This is a genomic window from Streptomyces sp. NPDC012508, from assembly GCF_042902595.1.
In the GTDB taxonomy this organism is placed as follows: Bacteria; Actinomycetota; Actinomycetes; order Streptomycetales; family Streptomycetaceae; genus Streptomyces.
This window is the reverse complement of record NZ_JBIBEO010000002.1, coordinates 918,986-936,504: the sequence shown is the minus strand read 5'-3', so window position 1 is coordinate 936,504 and position 17,519 is coordinate 918,986. Positions and strand designations below refer to the sequence as shown.

The 17,519-nt window shown below is 72.0% G+C and carries 15 protein-coding genes; 5 read left to right on the top strand and 10 right to left on the bottom strand.

From position 1 onward, the window contains the following. Positions 1-247: 247 nt before the first annotated feature. On the bottom strand, positions 248-538 hold the full coding sequence (locus ACFY8U_RS10285) for a hypothetical protein (RefSeq protein ID WP_389568182.1): 291 nt from the start codon (positions 536-538) through the stop codon (positions 248-250). Between ACFY8U_RS10285 and ACFY8U_RS10280 the strand changes: the two genes are divergently transcribed. Together ACFY8U_RS10280 and ACFY8U_RS10275 are read left to right on the top strand one after the other, a co-directional pair. Next, positions 537-1,220 (top strand): hypothetical protein, encoded by a 684-nt coding sequence (locus tag ACFY8U_RS10280; protein ID WP_389568179.1) that lies wholly within the window; start codon positions 537-539, stop codon positions 1,218-1,220. The genes ACFY8U_RS10285 and ACFY8U_RS10280 overlap by 2 nt on opposite strands. A gap of 292 nt (positions 1,221-1,512) precedes the next feature. Beyond that, on the top strand, positions 1,513-2,835 hold the full coding sequence (locus ACFY8U_RS10275; RefSeq protein ID WP_389568176.1) for an Ig-like domain-containing protein: 1,323 nt from the start codon (positions 1,513-1,515) through the stop codon (positions 2,833-2,835). A 99-nt stretch (positions 2,836-2,934) separates the two neighbouring features. Here the strand turns inward: ACFY8U_RS10275 and meaB are convergent, their stop codons facing one another. The 5 genes from meaB to ACFY8U_RS10250 all read right to left on the bottom strand — a co-directional run bounded on the left by meaB (position 2,935) and on the right by ACFY8U_RS10250 (position 11,636). Continuing rightward, entirely contained in the window at positions 2,935-3,936 is a 1,002-nt protein-coding gene (gene meaB / locus ACFY8U_RS10270; protein WP_389568173.1) for a methylmalonyl Co-A mutase-associated GTPase MeaB, read from the bottom strand. Continuing rightward, on the bottom strand, positions 3,933-6,107 hold the full coding sequence (gene scpA, locus ACFY8U_RS10265) for a methylmalonyl-CoA mutase (RefSeq protein ID WP_389568170.1): 2,175 nt from the start codon (positions 6,105-6,107) through the stop codon (positions 3,933-3,935). Before scpA ends, meaB begins: the two co-directional genes overlap by 4 nt. Next, positions 6,107-7,915 carry a methylmalonyl-CoA mutase family protein gene (locus ACFY8U_RS10260; RefSeq protein WP_389568167.1) on the bottom strand — a complete coding sequence of 603 codons (1,809 nt, stop codon included), beginning with the start codon at positions 7,913-7,915 and terminating at the stop codon, positions 6,107-6,109. Before ACFY8U_RS10260 ends, scpA begins: the two co-directional genes overlap by 1 nt. 96 nt (positions 7,916-8,011) lie before the next feature. Beyond that, on the bottom strand, positions 8,012-9,337 hold the full coding sequence (locus ACFY8U_RS10255; protein ID WP_389568164.1) for a nicotinate phosphoribosyltransferase: 1,326 nt from the start codon (positions 9,335-9,337) through the stop codon (positions 8,012-8,014). 61 nt (positions 9,338-9,398) lie between these two features. Then, on the bottom strand, positions 9,399-11,636 hold the full coding sequence (locus ACFY8U_RS10250; protein ID WP_389568161.1) for an RICIN domain-containing protein: 2,238 nt from the start codon (positions 11,634-11,636) through the stop codon (positions 9,399-9,401). A 232-nt stretch (positions 11,637-11,868) separates the two neighbouring features. On the opposite strand from ACFY8U_RS10250, the gene ACFY8U_RS10245 reads away from it, so the two are divergent. Continuing rightward, positions 11,869-12,888, top strand: coding sequence for an ion transporter (locus ACFY8U_RS10245; protein ID WP_389568158.1), 1,020 nt, complete (start codon positions 11,869-11,871; stop codon positions 12,886-12,888). 51 nt (positions 12,889-12,939) lie between these two features. Continuing rightward, positions 12,940-13,239, top strand: a complete 300-nt coding sequence (locus ACFY8U_RS10240) for a DUF1876 domain-containing protein (RefSeq protein ID WP_361433997.1) — start codon at positions 12,940-12,942, stop codon at positions 13,237-13,239. A gap of 55 nt (positions 13,240-13,294) precedes the next feature. Here the strand turns inward: ACFY8U_RS10240 and ACFY8U_RS10235 are convergent, their stop codons facing one another. Then, positions 13,295-14,011 (bottom strand): CBS domain-containing protein, encoded by a 717-nt coding sequence (locus ACFY8U_RS10235; RefSeq protein ID WP_389568155.1) that lies wholly within the window; start codon positions 14,009-14,011, stop codon positions 13,295-13,297. A 218-nt stretch (positions 14,012-14,229) separates the two neighbouring features. On the opposite strand from ACFY8U_RS10235, the gene ACFY8U_RS10230 reads away from it, so the two are divergent. Then, positions 14,230-14,772, top strand: a complete 543-nt coding sequence (locus ACFY8U_RS10230; RefSeq protein ID WP_389568152.1) for a GNAT family N-acetyltransferase — start codon at positions 14,230-14,232, stop codon at positions 14,770-14,772. 86 nt (positions 14,773-14,858) lie between these two features. On the opposite strand, the gene ACFY8U_RS10225 is transcribed toward ACFY8U_RS10230, so the two are convergent. From ACFY8U_RS10225 to ACFY8U_RS10215, 3 genes are all read right to left on the bottom strand, one after another. Continuing rightward, positions 14,859-16,103: a glycoside hydrolase family 64 protein gene (locus tag ACFY8U_RS10225; protein ID WP_389568149.1), complete on the bottom strand. Its 1,245-nt coding sequence runs from the start codon at positions 16,101-16,103 to the stop codon at positions 14,859-14,861. Between the two features lie 109 nt (positions 16,104-16,212). After that, positions 16,213-16,776, bottom strand: a complete 564-nt coding sequence (locus tag ACFY8U_RS10220; protein ID WP_389568146.1) for an exonuclease domain-containing protein — start codon at positions 16,774-16,776, stop codon at positions 16,213-16,215. 64 nt (positions 16,777-16,840) lie between these two features. After that, the gene (locus tag ACFY8U_RS10215) at positions 16,841-17,506 is read right to left on the bottom strand and encodes a GntR family transcriptional regulator (protein ID WP_389568143.1); all 666 of its coding nucleotides are present in this window, start codon (positions 17,504-17,506) and stop codon (positions 16,841-16,843) included. Positions 17,507-17,519 lie beyond the last annotated feature (13 nt).

Here is a 17,519-nt window from a genome sequence, read left to right as displayed (position 1 = left end):
CTTGCATATGTCAGGTCTCAGCCCTCAAACACCTCATAGATGCGGACGGCTTCGGCTGCTACGGTACGCAGCTGCCGCCCACCACACTGGGCTGCGTCCCTGCGGAGATCCCAGGAGATGGATCCCATGCACGCTGTCGTCCACCGCCGCCCCCAGTCCCGACGCACGGCCAGGGCCCTCGCCCTCGTGGCAGGAGCGGCCCTCGCCGTAACCGTCCCGTTCGCCGCGCACGCCAATTCCGTCGGGGTCACGGTCCGCACCCCCGTGCCACCGCCGGCCCCGCGTCCACGTTCGCCGAGATCACCACCGACGCCGCCTGCTCCAGCGGCCTGATCTCCGGAGGCGGCATCAGCCAGACCATCGGCACCGGCACCTCCTCCAACGGCAACAAGATCATCGGCACCGTCCCCAGCCCCGACGGAAGCACCGAGTACCTCGGCTCCACCGGCGTCGTCGGTACCGACGTCACCCACTGGCTCGGCATCGGCGGCAGCGGAGGCGCGGTCAACGCGTCCTTCTCCAGCACCCCGTACGCCATGTGTTTCAGCAGCACCCTCGTCGCTCACACCCAGGTGGTGATGAACAAGCTCGCCGGCCCCACGAGCAGCGGCACGGTCGGCCTCGTCACCGCCACCTGCCCCGCGAACACGCGACTGCTCGGCGGAGGTGCCCGCATCACCCCCGCGAGCGTCGGCAGCCTCAAGCCCATCGCCGGCTTCCCCACCGTCAACGACTCCGCCCACGGCTTCGGACAGAAGGCCGCCGCCCACGGCGAGACGAACCCCGACTCCTGGTCGGCGGTCGGCTGGAACGGCGGGGGCGGCAACAGCAACAACACCACCTACGCCTACGCCATCTGCAGCGGCACCGGCATCGACGTCAGCGGCGTCACGGTCACCGTCCGGCACACCTCGGTGAGCGGCCCCACCGCCGCCACCACCGGACAGAGGGCAACCGCCGGCTGCGGCGAGGGCGACGGCACCCTCGTCAGCGGCGGCGCGGCGATCAGCGGCGGCAGCCTCACGACCACCGGCTTCACCGGCCCGGGCTCGGTCGGCGACCACCTCAACGGCAGCTATCCCAGCACCTCCGGCGGCAGCCCCCTCGGCGACAGAACCACCACGGCCGCGTACTGGACCGCCGACGCCCACACCGGCGCCGGCAGCTCCCCGAACACGTACACCGACGCATGGGCACTCTGCGCCGACGACGGCATCTGAGTCCGTACCGCTCCCCGACGAACCGGAATCAGCAGAAGAACTGACACATGAACACATCCAGCCCCGCGCCGACCGCCGTCCTGGCCCTGGCCGGCGTCGCCGCTTCCCTGCTCGCCGCAGGCACGCTCCACCCGCCCACCCCGGCAGCCCCCCGACGGCCGCCATCGCCCACGCCGTCGCGGCCGAACCCGGCTGCGGCACGACGGGCGTTCCCACCACCGGTGCCGGAGCCGGATGCGACTGGACCGCACCCGGAACCGACACCTTCACCGTCCCGGCCGGAGTCAGCTCCGTGACCGTGGACCTGTCCGGTGCGGAGGGCGGCAGCGCCGTCGGCCACGTCACCCCCAACCCGCCCACGTCCGGGGCCCCCGGCGGCCTCGGCGGCCACACCCGCGCCACCCTCGCCGTCACCCCGGGCCAGGTGCTCCAGCTCACCGTGGGCGCCGCCGGCATACCCGGCAGCTCCAGGCGGGGGGAGTACGCCCGACCCGGCGGGTACGGCCACGGCGCGGGCGGCGGCGGTGCGCACGGTGGAGGGGGCTCCGGCGGCGGGGCCTCCGATCTCCGCCTGGGAGCGTTCGGCCCGGCCGAGCGGGTCCTGGTCGCCGGCGAGGGTGCGACCTCGACCTCCCACGGCACCGGCAGCCCCAACTCCCGTCTGGGCGGCCCCGGAGCGCCCGGCGGCGACACCGACCCCAACACCGGACTGCCCAATCCGGGCAGCGGCGGCAACGGCGGCGGTGGCGGGGGCGGCGGCTGGTTCGGCGGCGGTGGCGGTTCCGGCGGAGGCAATCCCGACAACCTGCCGGGCGCCGGCGGAGGCGGCGGCAGCGGCTATGCCGGCCCCGCCACCATCGGTGCGCGCCTGACGTCCGGCGTCCACCGCGGCAACGGCCGGGCCGCCCTCACCTGGCGGTACGACACGAGCCTCGCCCTCACCGCGGACACCACCACCCCGCTGTACGGGCGTTCCACGACCCTCACCGCCACGGTCACGTCCCCCGGCCCCACCCCGAGCGGCGGCGTCGCCTTCTTCGACGGTGACGCTCCGCTCGGCACCGTGCCGCTCACGGACGGGCGGGCCGTGTTCCGTACGCCGGTCCTGCGGCCGGGAAGCCACGCGCTCACGGCCCGGTACGAAGGCGACCGGGCGCACCACGCGAGCGGCACGCCCGAACCGGTCGCCGTCACCGTCGGGTTCAGCCGTCCCTGCCTGACCGGACGCCACGTGGGCCCGTTGACGGCGCGCGCGGGGGAGTCGCTCTGTCTCGCGGCGGGAGCCCAGCAGTACGGCCCGGTACGGATCGAGCCCGGCGCCGCCCTGGCGGCCTCGGACGCCGTGCTCACCGGAGGGCTCCGCCGACGGCGCTCTCGCGCTGTCCCTGTGCGGAGTGCGCGTCACCGGACCGCTGACCGCGCGGGGGACGACAGGACCGGTCCCCTGTGCGAAGGCGGCGCGGGCACCGGCCCGGTCACCTTCGAGTCCAACACGGGCGGCACCACTCTGGCCGGCACCACCGTCACCGGCCCGTTGAGGTGCGAGGGCAACACCCCCGCCCCCGAGACGGCGGGCATCACCGTGCGCGGACCCCGCCACGGCCAATGCCGCTGACCGCGGCGGTCCGATCGAGGTGAACGCCGACGCGGGCCGGGGATCCACGTCCCCGGCCCGCGTCCGGCCTCATGACAACTCGGCGACGCCGGGCCTGCGTCACGCCCCGTCCGGGTCCGTCCCGCCCGGCTCCTCGAAGGCGCGGAGCAGCCGTTCGGCAGCCACCGTCGCCGTCAACCCGCCTTCCCTGACCTGCTGTTCGAGCGACGGGGTCAGCGCCCGTACGGCGGGGTGCGCGTGCAGGCGCCCCAGCAGCTCCTCCCGGACCATCGCCCAGGTCCAGTCGACCTGCTGGTCGCGGCGGCGGGCGGCGAGGCGGCCCGTCGAGTCGAGGAGCGTACGGTGCTGTTCGAGGCGCTCCCAGACCGTGTCGAGACCGGTCGACTCGCGGGCACTGCAGTGCAGCACGGGAGGCGTCCAGGCGGCGTCCGCGCCGTGCATCAGCCGCAGCGCCCCCGAGAGCTCACGAGCCGCCGTACGGGCGTCCCGCTCGTGCGGTCCGTCCGCCTTGTTGACGGCGACCACGTCCGCCAGCTCCAGGACACCCTTCTTGATGCCCTGCAGCTGGTCTCCCGTCCGCGCGAGGGTGAGCAGCAGGAACGAGTCGACCATGTCGGCCACGGCGGTCTCGGACTGCCCCACACCGACCGTCTCGACGAGGACCACGTCGTAGCCGGCGGCCTCCATCACGATGATCGACTCGCGCGTCGCCTTGGCGACGCCGCCCAGCGTCCCCGCCGTCGGAGACGGCCGTACGAACGCCGCCGGGTCCACGGCGAGCCGCTCCATCCGCGTCTTGTCACCCAGGATGGAGCCGCCCGTCCGGCTCGACGACGGGTCGACGGCCAGCACCGCGACCCGGTGGCCGAGTCCGGTCAGCATCGTGCCGAACGCGTCGATGAACGTCGACTTCCCGACCCCCGGCACGCCGCTGATCCCGATCCGCCGCGCCTTCCCGCTGTGCGGCAGCAGCTCGGTCAGCAACTCCTGAGCCAGCAGACGGTGTTGGGGGCGGGTGGACTCGACGAGCGTGATCGCGCGGGCCACGATCGCCCGCTTCCCGCCGAGCACACCCTTCACATACGCGTCCCGGTCGATCACAACTCGTGCCCGAGGCCGTCCGACAGCCGCCGCACCAGGTCGTACGCCGCGTCCGGGATCACCGTCCCGGGCGGGAACACGGCCGCCGCGCCCATCTCCAGCAGCGTCGGCACGTCCTGCGGCGGGATGACACCGCCGACGACGATCATGATGTCCTCGCGCCCCTCCGCCGCGAGCTCCTCACGGAGCGCCGGCACGAGGGTGAGGTGTCCGGCGGCCAGCGACGACACCCCGACGATGTGCACGTCCGCCTCGACGGCCTGTCGCGCGACCTCGGCGGGCGTCTGGAACAGCGGGCCGACGTCCACGTCGAAGCCCAGGTCGGCGAAGGCCGTGGCGATCACCTTCTGGCCGCGGTCGTGGCCGTCCTGGCCCATCTTGGCGACCAGGATGCGGGGGCGGCGGCCCTCGGCCTCGGCGAAGGCGTCCACGAGGGTGCGGGTGCGCTCGACGGAGGGGGACTCGCCGGCTTCGTTGCGGTACACGCCGGAGATCGTACGGATCTGGCTCGCGTGCCGCCCGTACACCTTCTCCAGTGCGTCCGAGATCTCACCCACGGTCGCCTTGGCGCGGGCCGCGCGCACCGCGAGCTCCAGCAGGTTGCCCTCGCCGCCCGCGGCGCGGGTCAGCGCGTCGAGCGCGTCCCGGCAGGCGGTCTCGTCCCGCTCCTCGCGCAGCCGCCGCAGCTTGGCGATCTGCTGGGCGCGTACGGAGGAGTTGTCGACCTTGAGTACGTCGATCTGCTCGTCGGAGTCGACCCGGTACTTGTTGACGCCGATCACGGGCTGCCGCCCGGAGTCGATACGGGCCTGCGTGCGTGCCGCGGCCTCCTCGATGCGCAGCTTCGGGATGCCCGCGTCGATGGCCTTGGCCATGCCGCCCGCCGCCTCGACCTCCTGGATGTGCTGCCACGCCCGGCGCGCCAGGTCGTACGTCAGCTTCTCCACATAGGCGCTGCCGCCCCAGGGGTCGATCACACGCGTCGTGCCCGACTCCTGCTGGATGAGCAGCTGCGTGTTGCGGGCGATGCGCGCCGAGAAGTCGGTCGGCAGGGCGAGCGCCTCGTCGAGGGCGTTCGTGTGCAGAGACTGGGTGTGGCCCTGCGTGGCCGCCATCGCCTCCACGCACGTGCGGGTGACGTTGTTGAAGACGTCCTGCGCGGTGAGCGACCAGCCCGAGGTCTGCGAATGGGTGCGCAGAGAGAGGGACTTGGCGTTCTGCGGATCGAACTGCCTGACCAGCTTGGCCCACAGCAGCCGGGCCGCCCGCATCTTGGCGATCTCCATGAAGAAGTTCATGCCGATGGCCCAGAAGAAGGAGAGCCGGGGCGCGAACGCGTCCACGTCCAGGCCCGCTTCCCGCCCCGCCCGGATGTACTCGACACCGTCGGCGAGCGTGTACGCGAGCTCCAGGTCGGCCGTCGCACCCGCCTCCTGGATGTGGTACCCGGAGATGGAGATCGAGTTGTAGCGCGGCATCCGCTGCGAGGTGTACGCGAAGATGTCGGAGATGATCCGCATCGACGGCTTCGGCGGATAGATGTACGTGTTGCGGACCATGAACTCCTTGAGGATGTCGTTCTGGATGGTCCCCGCCAGCTTCTCCGGCGGCACGCCCTGCTCCTCCGCCGCCACGATGTACAGCGCGAGCACGGGAAGCACGGCGCCGTTCATCGTCATCGACACGGTCATCTTGTCCAGCGGGATGCCGTCGAAGAGCTGCCGCATGTCGTAGATCGAGTCGATCGCCACACCGGCCATGCCGACATCGCCGGTCACGCGCGGATGGTCGCTGTCGTAGCCGCGGTGCGTCGGCAGGTCGAAGGCGACCGAGAGCCCCTTCTGACCGGCGGCCAGATTGCGCCGGTAGAAGGCGTTGGACTCCTCGGCGGTGGAGAAGCCGGCGTACTGACGGATCGTCCAGGGCTGGTTGACGTACATCGTCGGGTACGGGCCGCGCAGATACGGCGCCATACCCGGATACGTCTCCAGGAAGTCCAGGCCCTCCAGGTCCTGCCCCGTGTAGAGGGGCTTGACCGCGATGCCCTCCGGGGTCTCCCAGAGCAGGTCGTCGCCCCCGGCGGCCTTCTTGACGGCCGACCGCCATTCGTCGGCGCCGGCCGCGGCGGTCGGAGTCCCCAGACCGATCGCGGAGAAATCGGGGATGGACATCAGGACACTCCCATGCGGTCGAGCGTGGCGGAGAGTACGGCGACGGCGTCGCAGCCGGCGAAGACGTAGGAGTCGACACCGGCGTGAGCGGCGGGCCGTCCGGCGAGGAAGACATGGCGGGCGCCGAGCGACCCGAGCTCCTCGGCCCGGGCCTCGGCCTGCTCCTCGTACAGCGCGTCGCTGGAGCAGAGACAGGCCTCGCTCGCCCCGCTCTCCTCGAAGGTGCCCTCCATGACAGGCTCGATTCCGCCCGCCTGGAAGAGGTTGGCGGCGAACGTGGCCCGCGCCGTGTGCGCCGCCGCGGGGCCGAGCGTGGCCAGGAAGATCCGGGGCCGGGTGCCGGTCGCGGCGAGGTGGGCGTCGGAACGGGCGCGCAGCGCCTCGAACGCGTCGTCGCGACGCACACGCGGCAGACCGCCGGCCGGCTGCTCCGTCGCCGGCTCGCGGACGACGGGCTTCTCGGTCAGGTTCGGGAACTCGCTGACACCGGTGATGGGTTCGCGCCGCTTGGCGAGCTTCGCGCTGCGCGCCTCCCAGGTGGCCGCGAGCTCCCGCCCGAGACGGCCCGAGCGCAGAGCGTCGGCCTGACCGCCCGTCCGCTCGATGCCCTGGAAGAACTCCCAGCCGGCCTGGGCCAGTTCGTCCGTCAACCGCTCCACGTACCAGGAACCGCCCGCCGGGTCGATCACCCGGGACAGATGCGACTCCTCGATGAGAATCGTCGAGGTGTTACGGGCGATACGGCGGGCGAACGCGTCCGGCAGACCGAGCGCGTGGTCGAACGGCAGCACGGTGACGGACTCGGCGCCCCCCACACCGGCGGCCAGCGTGGCCACCGTCGTACGCAGCATGTTCACCCACGGGTCGCGACGCGTCATCATCACCGACGACGTCACCGCGTGCTGCGTCTGCGCGCCGGCGCCACCTGCTCCGCACACCTCGGCCACCCGGGCCCACAGCCTGCGGGCGGCCCGCAGCTTGGCGATCGTCAGGAACTGGTCGGCGGTGGCCGCGTACCGGAACTCGAGCTGCCCGCAGGCCTGTTCGACGCTGAGCCCCGCCTCGGTCAGCTGCCGCAGATACGCGACTCCGGTCGCCAGCGAGCACCCCAGCTCCTGCGCGGCCGAACCTCCGGCCTCGTGGTACGGCAGCGCGTCGACGGTCAGCGCCCGCAGGCCCGGGTACTGCTCGGCACACCGCCGCGCGAGGCCGGCCACCGGCGCGAAGTCGAACGACCGGCCCGTACGCGCCTCGAAACCGAGCGGATCGGCGCCCAGGCTGCCGCGCGCCGCCTCCTTCGCGACACCCCGCTCCTCGTACAGCCGCAGCAACTCCCGCGCGGCGTCCTCGACCTCGCACCCCGCGTCGAGGACGACCGGTGCCAGGTCGAGGTACACACCGTCCAGGACCCGGCCGAGCGACGACACGGGCATACCGCCCTCGCCGACGACCAGCCAGAGCGAGGTGACACCGTTCTCCAGGTCGGTCAGCACCGCACCGCCGTCGGCGGTCGTGTGGCGTTGCCGCACGTCCCAGCCGCCCAGCGTGTTGCCCTCGGGGCGGCCGGACCGTACGAAGGGCGCGAAGCCGGGGAAGCCGGGATCGGACGCGGTATCACCGGCCGCGTAGAGGGGACGGACACGCAGTCCGTCCTCCAGGGTCGTCGTCAGGGCGTCCTCGGCCGCCGCGCCCTCCACGTCCTTGCCCGACTTGCTCAGCACGCCTGCCACAAGGCGCTGCCACTGCTCACGGGTTGCGTCGGAGAATTCGGCGGCGAGGCTGAGCCCGTCGTCGGGAAGGACTGTCATGCTCGGATGTTAGGCCAGGTAAACAAAGGGGCAGCAGGGCGCACGGCTGTGACCTTGCCCTCTCCCGGAAACCTTGAAGCGCAGGTCGCTTCCGGTCTAGGGGCCCGACCGCGCCTCGATCCGGTGCCGGACGACGGTCGTCAGCACCCCCAGGCGCGTCGACATGGCAGGGACGGGGGCCACGGCGTCGTCGATCCGACGCGCCGACTCCGGAAGCAGCGCGAGGTCGGCCTCGAAACGGGCGCGCGCCGCGTCCAGCGTGTCCGGCGGCTCCGTCCGCAGCCCACCGCGCATCACCGTCCGCAGCAAGGGCTCCGTACCCGCCGGCGGCTCCTCGTTCGCGAGGCCGAGGACGTCCCGGAGACCGGGGCCCCTGAACACCTGCTTCGGACCCGGCGCCGTCGTCTTCCCCGGCGAGAACTTCATGACCGGCGTGCCGTCGTACTCGACCAGCTTGTACACCGCGTCCAGGTACGGGGCGTCCGCCGCCACGCCCACCCGCGTCCCCACCGCGAAGACGTCGATCGGCGCCCCGTCCCGGACGAGCCCGGCGATCGCGTACTCGTCGAGACCACCGCTCGCGATGATCCCGACGTCCCGGAGTCCCGCCGCGTCCAGCGTGGCGCGGGCCCGGTGGGCGAGTGCGCCCAGGTCACCGCTGTCGAGACGGACCGCGCACCCCGGGCCGCGCTCCAGCTCGCCCAGGACGCGCGCGGCCGTCTCGACCCCACGGTCGGTGTCGTACGTGTCGACGACGAAGGTGACCGGCCCGGGGTGGGAGCGGGCGAACGCCCGGAAGGCCTCCTCCTCGGTCGGGAACGCCTGGACGTACGAGTGGGCCATGGTCCCCGAGCCGGGAATGCCGTACCGGACCGCGGCGGCGACGTTGCTGGTGCCGGCGAAGCCGACCAGCGCGCCGAGCCGCGCCGCCTGCGTCCCGGCCGCCGGTCCGTGGCTCCGGCGCAGCGAGAAGTCCACCAGGGGCCGTCCGCCGGCCGCGAGCACGCACCGCGCCGCTTTGGACGCGACCGTCGTCTGGTGGCAGAGCAGGGAGAGCAGGTACGTCTCGACGAGCTGGGCCTGCGGCAGCGGCGCGGTGACCTCGACGAGAGGCTCGCCCGCGAAGACGAGCCGCCCTTCCGGGACGGCGCGGACCTGCCCGTCGAAGGACAGGCCGTGCAGCGGTTCGAGCGTCTCGGCGGGCCATCCGAGGACTTCGGCGAACTCCCGCACGTCCGCCCGGCCGATCCGGAAGCGGGAGAGGTGCTCGAGGACAGGTTCAAGACCGGCGGCGACGAGGAACCCGCGGCCCGGCGGCAGCTCGCGGACGAAGAGGCTGAACGTGGCAGGCGCCCGCATGCCCTCCCGTAGATACGAGAGCGCCATCGTGACCTCGTACAGGTCGGTGGTGGTCACCTGCATGCTTCGAGCATGCGCGGCCGGCCGGCGCCCCGCACGGGGGCGCTCGGCCGGCCGGGCGGTGTCAGCCGATCGTCCACCGCTGCAGGACGGAGCCGGTGTCCGGCTGCTGGGTCGCCGGGGCGCCGTTCGCGGTCGACGCCGTGGTCAGGAGCAGCCCGCTCCTCACCGAGGCGACGGTGTACGTACCGTCCGGACGGCGCGTCATGGACCAGCGCTGGTTGGTGCCGCTCGTACAGGTCCACTGGATCACCCGCGCGCCGGCCGCCGTGGAGCCGCCGTCGACATCGGCGCAGAGCCCCGACTCGACGTTGACCAGCTGGTACGAGCCGTCCGGCTGCCGGGTGAACCGCCAGTTCTGGTTGGCGCCGCCGTTGACGGCATAGGTGATCAGCTGCGTGCCCGGGGTGGTGCTGTGACCGGGGTTGTCCAGCGCCTTGCCGCCCGTGACCAGGGTCCGGACGCCGTCGAGGGAGTCGGGTGCCTCGCCCACCGGGGTGAGCGTGAGCGTCTGCTCCGCCGCCGTGCGCGCCCCGCCGACGCCGCTGCCCGAAACGTCGGTCCAGGAGCGGGCAGGGGTGGTCTCGGCCGGCCGCGCCGAGTCCGCGGACATCCCGATCACCAGGCCGCTGTAGCGGTTGACCAGCCGGTACGTTCCGGTCGCCGAGCCCGCCGCGGTGGTACCGGGGACCACGAACCACTGCTGACCGACGGCAGGCCCGCCCGGCCCGGCCGCGGTGACGGACGGCCGGGTGCCCCAGGCGCGGCTGCCCGTGACGGTGGAGTCGACCCCGAGGAGCCCGCCGGTGGAGGCGTTCGCGACGCGATAGGAACCGTCACCCAGCGAGGTGAAGATCCATGCCTCCAGGGCCGCGCCGGATCCGGCCGGCAGCGAGGTGGTGGCGGACCCGCCGGAGACCTGGGCGAGGACCCGGCCGCCCCCGGAGGCGATGCGGTAGGTGCGGCTCGGGTCGACGGGGGCGGCGGGCGCCGACGTGCCGATCGTGACGTCGACGTACTCGCCCGACGAGCCGCCCGAGCATCCGAAGGAGCAGTACGAGCGGAAGTTCCTGCCCACGATCGCGGAGCTCGTCCGGCTCGTGCTGTCCAGGAACCAGCGGTACCACGAGGCGTTGGTGTGGCCGCCGGTGTCGCCGATCAGCCGCCACCGCTGCTTCGACAGGTCGTCGGTGGCGTAGAACTGCTGCGGCGCTCTGCCGCTCTGATCGACGGCCTGCGGTTCGCCGATGTACAGCCCGAGATACGCGTTGTACGTGATGTCCATGACGAACAACGGCGAGGTGGGCGGCATCAGCCCGGCCGCGACCTGCTGGCTCACGGTGCCGGTGTTCGCCGGGTCGTACTCGTCGGAGACGGGGGTGTAGCCCCTCGTCGTGCCGGCGGCGTCGACCGGGACCATGTTGCTCTCGCGTCCGCCCACGCCCGGCTCGGTCCAGGCGCCGTCGTACCACTTCCGCCAGGTACCGGGCGCCATCTTGCCGGAGATCGGGGCCCGGGCCACGTGCGCGTGGAAGGCCTTCCAGCCGCCGCCCTTCTCCACGATCCGAGAGCCGTAATACACGTAGAAGTATCCCGAGGCGGTGTCGACGAACAGGCGAGGATCACCGTCGCCGTAGTGGTACGTCTGCTGCGGGAAGGCCGCCGTGTCACCCCGCTTCGTGCTGTACGGAGAGGTGATGACATGGGACTTGATGCTCCAGGTCCGGCCCTGGTCGGTGGAGATCGCGTAGTCGATGCCGTCGTAGTGGACACCGTCACCGAAGGGCTGCGGGGTGAACTCGTTGTGCACCAGGCCGTACCAGGCGCCGGTGTCCGGGTCGACCCACACCCCGGCCAGATCGCAGAAGTTCCGCTGGGAGTATCCCGACCCGGCGGGCGGGGCGGTGGACTCCAGGCCCGTCGGGCTGTTGTTGCACCGCCAGGTGGTGTCGTTGTTCCGGTCGTCGCCGTTGGCGGGGTTCACGGCGTCGCTGATCGCGCTCGACCGGGTGGCGGTGTCGAGGTTCGTACCGGTGTAGAAGGTCCAGCGGCGGGGCTGGGTCGCTCCGTAGAGCGCGTGCGCCTGTTGGAAGTAGAAGGTGCCGTCCTTGTCGAGGTAGGGGGCGGCGGGGGTGTCGTCCGGGTGGGTCCAGGAACCCTTCGAGCCGACCGTGACGGTGTAGGTGGCGGCGGCCGGGGCGCTCTCGGCCGATGACGTCCCGGACGCGGCGCCACCGCCGCCGGTCAGGGTGAGGGCCACGGCGGCAAGAGCCGTGACCAGTACGGATCTTCGAGCGGGCATGCGTACTCCTCCCGGGGCGGCCCGCGATGCCCGCGGCGACCGCCCGTCGCGGAACCGGGCGTACCGCAGCCTGCTCGGCCCGACGTGCCGCGCACATGGACGGGCGCGAGGGAGGGCTTGGACTTTGGAGTCGCCCGGGGCCGCCGATCGCTCGGCGGTGCGCACCCAGAACCCTTGCGCGCCCGTGCCGTTGGAACACATGAGCATGGTCAACGAATCGAGGAGCATCGACATGTCGGATCAGTCCGCCGTGGTGGACCGCAGTCACCGCGTGCGCGTGGCGGAACGATGTCGCGAGATCACCGAGGCCCGCTGGTTCGCCACCGCCGTCTTCCTCCTCATCCTCGCCAACGCCGCGGTGCTCGGGGTGGAGACGTACGCCGGCGTCAGCGCCCGCTGGCACGCCGAGCTGCAGACGATCGAGCACCTCTTCCTGGCGGCGTTCACGACCGAGATGGTGCTCCGCGCCGGAGCGCACGCCGCGCGCCCGCTGGACTTCTTCCGGGACCCCTGGAACCTCTTCGACCTGGTCGTGGTCCTCGCCGCTTTCGTGCCGGCCGCGCGCGAGAACTCCACGGTCCTGCGCCTCCTCCGCCTCGCCCGCGTCCTGCGCGCCGCGCGCTTCCTCCCCCAGCTGCGGATCGTCCTCGTCGCCGTCGGCCGCAGCCTCCCCGGCACGGTCAGCTTCCTGCTCGTCGGGGCGCTGCTGCTGTACGTGTACGCCATGGTCGGCTGGGTCTTCTTCGCCGGGCACGACCCCGAGCACTTCGGCTCCATCGGGCGGGCCGTGCTCACGCTCTTCCTCCTGATGACCCTCGACGGGCTCGGTGACGCGGTCCACGCGGGCCTGGCGATCTCACGGTGGAGCTTCCTCTACTACGTCACCTACGTCCTCATCGCCTCGTTCGTGCTCGTCAACGTGCTGATCGGCGTCGTGATCAATTCCCTGGAGGAGGCCCGGGAGATCGAGAAGGCGGAGATGGAGGCGGCGGACAGGAAGGCGGCCGGCAAGACCGCCCCCGCTGTGGTCGGTGCTGGTGATGCCGGTGCCGATGTCGGTCCCGAGGCCGGCGTCGGCGTCGGCGTCGGCGTCGGTGTCGGTGTCGGTGTCGGTGGCGGCCTCGCCGTCGACGAGGCGGGCGTGCGTGAGCGGATCGCGGCGGCCCGGCGGGCCCTGGACGACGTCGAGTCCGCCCTCTCCTCGCTCCCGCCGCCGCGCGCTCACGCGCGCGTGGACGGACCATGGGAGTAGGAAGGGACGCGCGGCGGGCCTACGCGTCCCGACGGTGCGAGGAGGCAGACCATGACACGGACTCTTGAGTGGACGGTCGGCCTGGAACTGGTCGAAGAGGACGGCAGGACCAAGGCCGAGGCACATCTCAACACCGGCACGTCGACCCTCACCGGCCACGGCAGCGCACGGTGCAACCCGTCGGACGTGGACGTTCCGGCGATCGGTGACGAACTCGCGGCGAGCCGGGCCATGAGGGACCTGGCCGGGCAGTTGATGCGCGAGGCCAACCGGGAGATGGAGGCGGTGGGCGCGGGGACCGTACCTCAGCACACCGGTCCCGGATACGGGTGGCCCGAGGCGGTCTCGTAACAGGATCGCCTCACGCACCGGGCCCGCCGGCATCTCACCGACGGGCCCGTCCGCGTCACACTCCCGGCGGCCGCAGACCCTCGACCGGCGCGCCGTGACCGGGGCCCGGGTCCCCGAGCCGCTCCTGCCCCAGCTCCGGCGCCCGGTCCTCGGCCATGTGCTCGTCCTCGTCTCCGGCCTCGGCCTCGTCGTCGTACGACAGCCGGTCCACGACCTCCACCACGCCGTCGACGCTCTCGCAGAGCCGGACGAAGACCGGTGACAGACTCCGGCGCGTCAGCGTGCCGCTGAGCGTCACCCGGCCCTCGTCGACGTCGACGTGGAGCGCGGCGGGGGAGAGGCCGAGGATGCGGATGACGACGTCCTCCAGGATCTCCTCCTGGATCGAGCGGTCACGGCGAAGGAACAGCTGCAGCAGATCGCTCCGGCTGAGCACCCCGATGAGCTGACCGCCCGCGTCCACCACCGGCAGCCGCTTCACACGGTGCCGCTCCATCAGCCGCGCCGCCTCCACCGCCGTCCAGGACGGACGGGCCACCACCACGGGGCTGGACATCATCGCTCCGGCGGTGCTCGGGCCGTCCTTGGCGCTGTGGCGGCGCAGCAGATCCGCCTCCGACACCACGCCGACCGGGCGGTTGGCCTCGTCGACGACCGGTACGGCGGTGATGCCGTACTCGTCGAGCAATCGCGCGATCTCCTTGAACGACGTCCCCGGCTGCACGGCCACCGCGGTCGGCGTCATCAGGTCGGCGACAGTGCGGTTCCGCATCGTCCGTTCCGTCCCTTCTCCGCTCCTCCGTCCATGATCCCTCACATGGCGGGGCCGCCCGTGACACGGATGTTCCGCTGCGCGTCGACGTACGCCACCCCACCGCCGAACCTGTCGACGGCCCGGTCCCGTCACCCGGGGGAAGCGGCGCGTCCGCACCGCCCGCGTACCGCGCTAATTGGATTGCCCCCGTCCACCCGTTCGGATAGGAAGATCGCATGCTGAGGGGCAAGAAGGTCGGGCTCAGGGCCCGGCACGAGGACGACATCCCGATTCTGCGGGCCGAGCTCTACGACGACGTGGTCAACGCCTCGCGGGCCGAGAGCGGGCCGTGGCGGCCGATCACGCCCGGCTCGAAGGACCCGCGGCTCGCCGTGGACGACAAGGAGCAGGGACATGTCCCGTTCTCGGTGATCGAGCTGGACGGAGGCACGCTGGTCGGCACCGCGACGCTGTGGGGCATCGACAACCACAGCCGATCCGCGCACATCGGCCTCGGCCTGCTCCCCTCCTGCCGCGGCAAGGGCTACGGCACCGACGTCGTCGCGGTCCTGTGCCACTACGGATTCGTCGTGCGCGGCCTGCATCGGCTGCAGATCGAGACCCTGGCGGACAACGCCGCGATGCTCCGCTCCGCCGAGCGCAACGGCTTCGTCCGCGAGGGCGTGCTGCGCTCCTCGGCCTGGGTGATGGGCGAGTTCCTCGACGAGGTGCTCCTCGGGCTCCTCGTCGAGGAGTGGAAGCCGGAACCGAAGGCCTAGGGCTGCCACCCGGCGGTCAAGCGCGCCCGGCGGGGCCGCACTTGACCGTCGTGGCGGACTGGGGCGAACGCTCCCCTCATGCGGCCCTAGTTGAAGGGGTCGAGCGTGACGTACGCCTGCTGCGGACTGCCGTCGTGCACCAGGGACTCGTGCGCGCCGACGTCGTCGAAGGCGAAGCCGTAGGCCTTGCCGTCCGCCATGCGCGCGTGGATCTCGCGGGAGTAGTGGTTGGTGACGGCGTCCTGGTAGAAGCCGGCCGACGTGGTGTCCGGCTGCTGGGGGTTGGTGAGGAGCGTGGAGCGGTTGTAACCCGCGCAGAGAGTCCGGGAGATGGGGCCGCGAACCTGGTCGTTGGGGGCGTCCAGCCGCTTGTAGCAGCCGAAGACGCTGTCGGAGTCGGGCTTCTGGAACGAGGTGACGACCGCGCCCGCGGTATTGGTGAAGTTCATGACGTTGCCCGAGACGCGGCCGAAGTACTTCACGGACGGCTGGTTGGCGAAGGGCGTCACGGTGAGCGTCGAGGAACTGTACTTGGCCCAGACACGGTTGATGTAGTCGTCCATCACGGTGGACGGCAGCGCGCCTGCCTCGATGCCGTGACCCGGTGCGAGGGCGCGCAGCACGGTGCCGTCGGAACGGGTCTGGATCAGGTTCGCCCAGCCGCCGGGCCGGGCCCGGAGTGCGTTGAGGAAGCCGTTGTAGCCGCCGGGCTTGAGCCGTCCCGTGGTGGCGACGCTTCCGTCGGGGCGCTTGACGCCGACCGCGTACGGGGCCGAGACCATGTCGACCTGGGTGCTGTTGAGCCAGAGACCCGAGTCGTTGAGCGTGTACTCGGACCAGTTGAAGAGGATGTTCCGGTTGGGGTCGCTCGGGTTCTGGACGGCCGGCTGCACGAGGCCTCCGGTCGCCAGCTTGAAGACGAGCTTCTGGCCGTAGCTGAAGTAGATCCGGCCGGAGAACTTCGGCAGCCGGATCGTCATGGCCTGCCCCTGGGCGGGGCCGGGGATGGCGGCGTCGGGTGCCGGGACGGGGACCGAACCGCCGGCGGGCCAGGGGTGGAAGGTGCCGTTCGCATCCGCCCAGCCCTGACGGCCGGTGGAGAGCTCGGTACCGAGGTTGTAGACGTAGATCTGCTCGTTACGGCCGGAGTTGTTGGTGAACGTGAGCGGAATCGTGGCCGGGACGGCGGCGGCCCCGGCGGTAGCTGTCTCGGCCGTCGCGGCCTGGACCGTGGGGGAGGGGCCGGCGAGCGTGACGGCGGTGCCGATCAGGGCGGCGGCGGTGGCGGGCGCGAGCAGGACAAGCCTGCGCCGACGGCGGTGGGTTGGCACGTGGGGGCTCCTCGGGGTGGGGGATGCGAGGGCGTTGAGAGCGCTCTGAGAGCGCTCTCAGAATGGTGAGGATGTTATGGCCCTGTCAATGCTTCGGACGTCCGGGATGCTACGAGGGCCAGGCGCCGCGGTCGTTCAACCCCAGGACCAGCGCGGCGATGTTCCAGGCGTCGTCCTCACCCCGGTGGTGCCGGCCCTCCAGGGGCAGGCCCGCGATCTGCAACGCACGGGCCATGCCCGGGCGTCTGGGCAACCCGTTGGCCTCGGTGAAGACCGCCTTGGCATTGGTGTGCCGGTGACCGAAGGGGTACTCCGTACCCGTCACCCGGCACTGGTGCGTGAACTGCTTGCGGTCGTAGTCGCCCCAACTGGCCCACGGGCGGAGCCCGGCGGCGTGCTCGACGGCGAGCAGCCGGCAGGCCGCGGCGAAGTCCAGTCCGGTGTCGACCTCCGCCTGCGTGAGGCCGGTCAGCTCGGTGCAGAACTCGCTGACCGTCGAACGGGCGGGCCTGACCAGGATGCCGTGACGGGCCGTTCGCTCGCCGGCGTCCAGGTCGACGACGGTGAGCCCGATCTCGATGATCTCGCTCACGGCCCCGGGCGGGCGTTCACCGTCCCGCTCCCAGCAAGTGGCCTCGACGTCGACGATGTTGACCAGGCGTCCGTGGTTCATGACCACGAGGCTAGAGGGACGGCAGGCCGGCGGGCATCCGGATTTCGCGGCCCCGGGGCCATGGCTACTCCAGGTCCAGAATCTCCCGCAGGGCCGCGACCGCGTGTGCCCGGTGCTCGTCGAGCCACTGCACCGCTGCCTCCTCGTCACCGTTGCGCACCGCCGAGATGACCGCGCGGTGCTCGCGTACCGCCAACTCCCGGTTCGGCTCCTCCGTGTAGTACAGCGAACGGTAGGCGTCCGTGGCGTCCCACAGGGTGGTGATCAGCCGGACCAGACGCGGCATCCCGGAGGCCTCGATCAGGGCGAAGTGGAAGCGGCGGTTGGCCGCGGCCATCAGCGTGACATCGCCGGCGTCGGCCGCCCGTTCCACCTCCCGCTGGATCTTCTCCAGGGAGGCGAGCAGCCCGTCCTCGCCCCGCCGGACACCCATGCGGACGGCCTCGGTCTCCAGGAGCTGCCGGATCCGGTAGACCTCCTCCAGATCCGCGAGGGACAGCTCGGCGACGAAGTAACCCCGGTGGATGTGGTGGACGACGAGGCCCTCGCCCTCCAGGATCTTCAGGGCCTCCCGCAGGGGCACGCGGCTGACGTCGAGGCGGGCGGCGAGCGCGTCCTGGCGGATCTGCCCGCCGGGCCGCAGCTCACCGGCGGTGATCGCGCGCCGCAGTTCCTCGAGGACGAACTGCTGGGCGGTCGGCGGCCGCCCCTTCCGCACCGCGCTGCTCATCGCCTGTGACCCT

Bases quoted from the DNA above. Each gene is read 5' to 3' on its own strand.
- ACFY8U_RS10215 (WP_389568143.1), bottom strand. From the start codon at position 17,506: ATGAGCAGCGCGGTGCGGAAGGGGCGGCCGCCGACCGCCCAGCAGTTC.
- ACFY8U_RS10250 (WP_389568161.1), bottom strand. From the start codon at position 11,636: ATGCCCGCTCGAAGATCCGTACTGGTCACGGCTCTTGCCGCCGTGGCC.
- ACFY8U_RS10260 (WP_389568167.1), bottom strand. From the start codon at position 7,915: ATGACAGTCCTTCCCGACGACGGGCTCAGCCTCGCCGCCGAATTCTCC.
- ACFY8U_RS10230 (WP_389568152.1), top strand. From the start codon at position 14,230: ATGCTGAGGGGCAAGAAGGTCGGGCTCAGGGCCCGGCACGAGGACGAC.
- ACFY8U_RS10280 (WP_389568179.1), top strand. From the start codon at position 537: ATGTGTTTCAGCAGCACCCTCGTCGCTCACACCCAGGTGGTGATGAAC.
- ACFY8U_RS10245 (WP_389568158.1), top strand. From the start codon at position 11,869: ATGTCGGATCAGTCCGCCGTGGTGGACCGCAGTCACCGCGTGCGCGTG.
- ACFY8U_RS10220 (WP_389568146.1), bottom strand. From the start codon at position 16,776: ATGAACCACGGACGCCTGGTCAACATCGTCGACGTCGAGGCCACTTGC.
- ACFY8U_RS10285 (WP_389568182.1), bottom strand. From the start codon at position 538: ATGGCGTACGGGGTGCTGGAGAAGGACGCGTTGACCGCGCCTCCGCTG.
- ACFY8U_RS10240 (WP_361433997.1), top strand. From the start codon at position 12,940: ATGACACGGACTCTTGAGTGGACGGTCGGCCTGGAACTGGTCGAAGAG.
- scpA (WP_389568170.1), bottom strand. From the start codon at position 6,107: ATGTCCATCCCCGATTTCTCCGCGATCGGTCTGGGGACTCCGACCGCC.
- ACFY8U_RS10235 (WP_389568155.1), bottom strand. From the start codon at position 14,011: ATGCGGAACCGCACTGTCGCCGACCTGATGACGCCGACCGCGGTGGCC.
- ACFY8U_RS10255 (WP_389568164.1), bottom strand. From the start codon at position 9,337: ATGCAGGTGACCACCACCGACCTGTACGAGGTCACGATGGCGCTCTCG.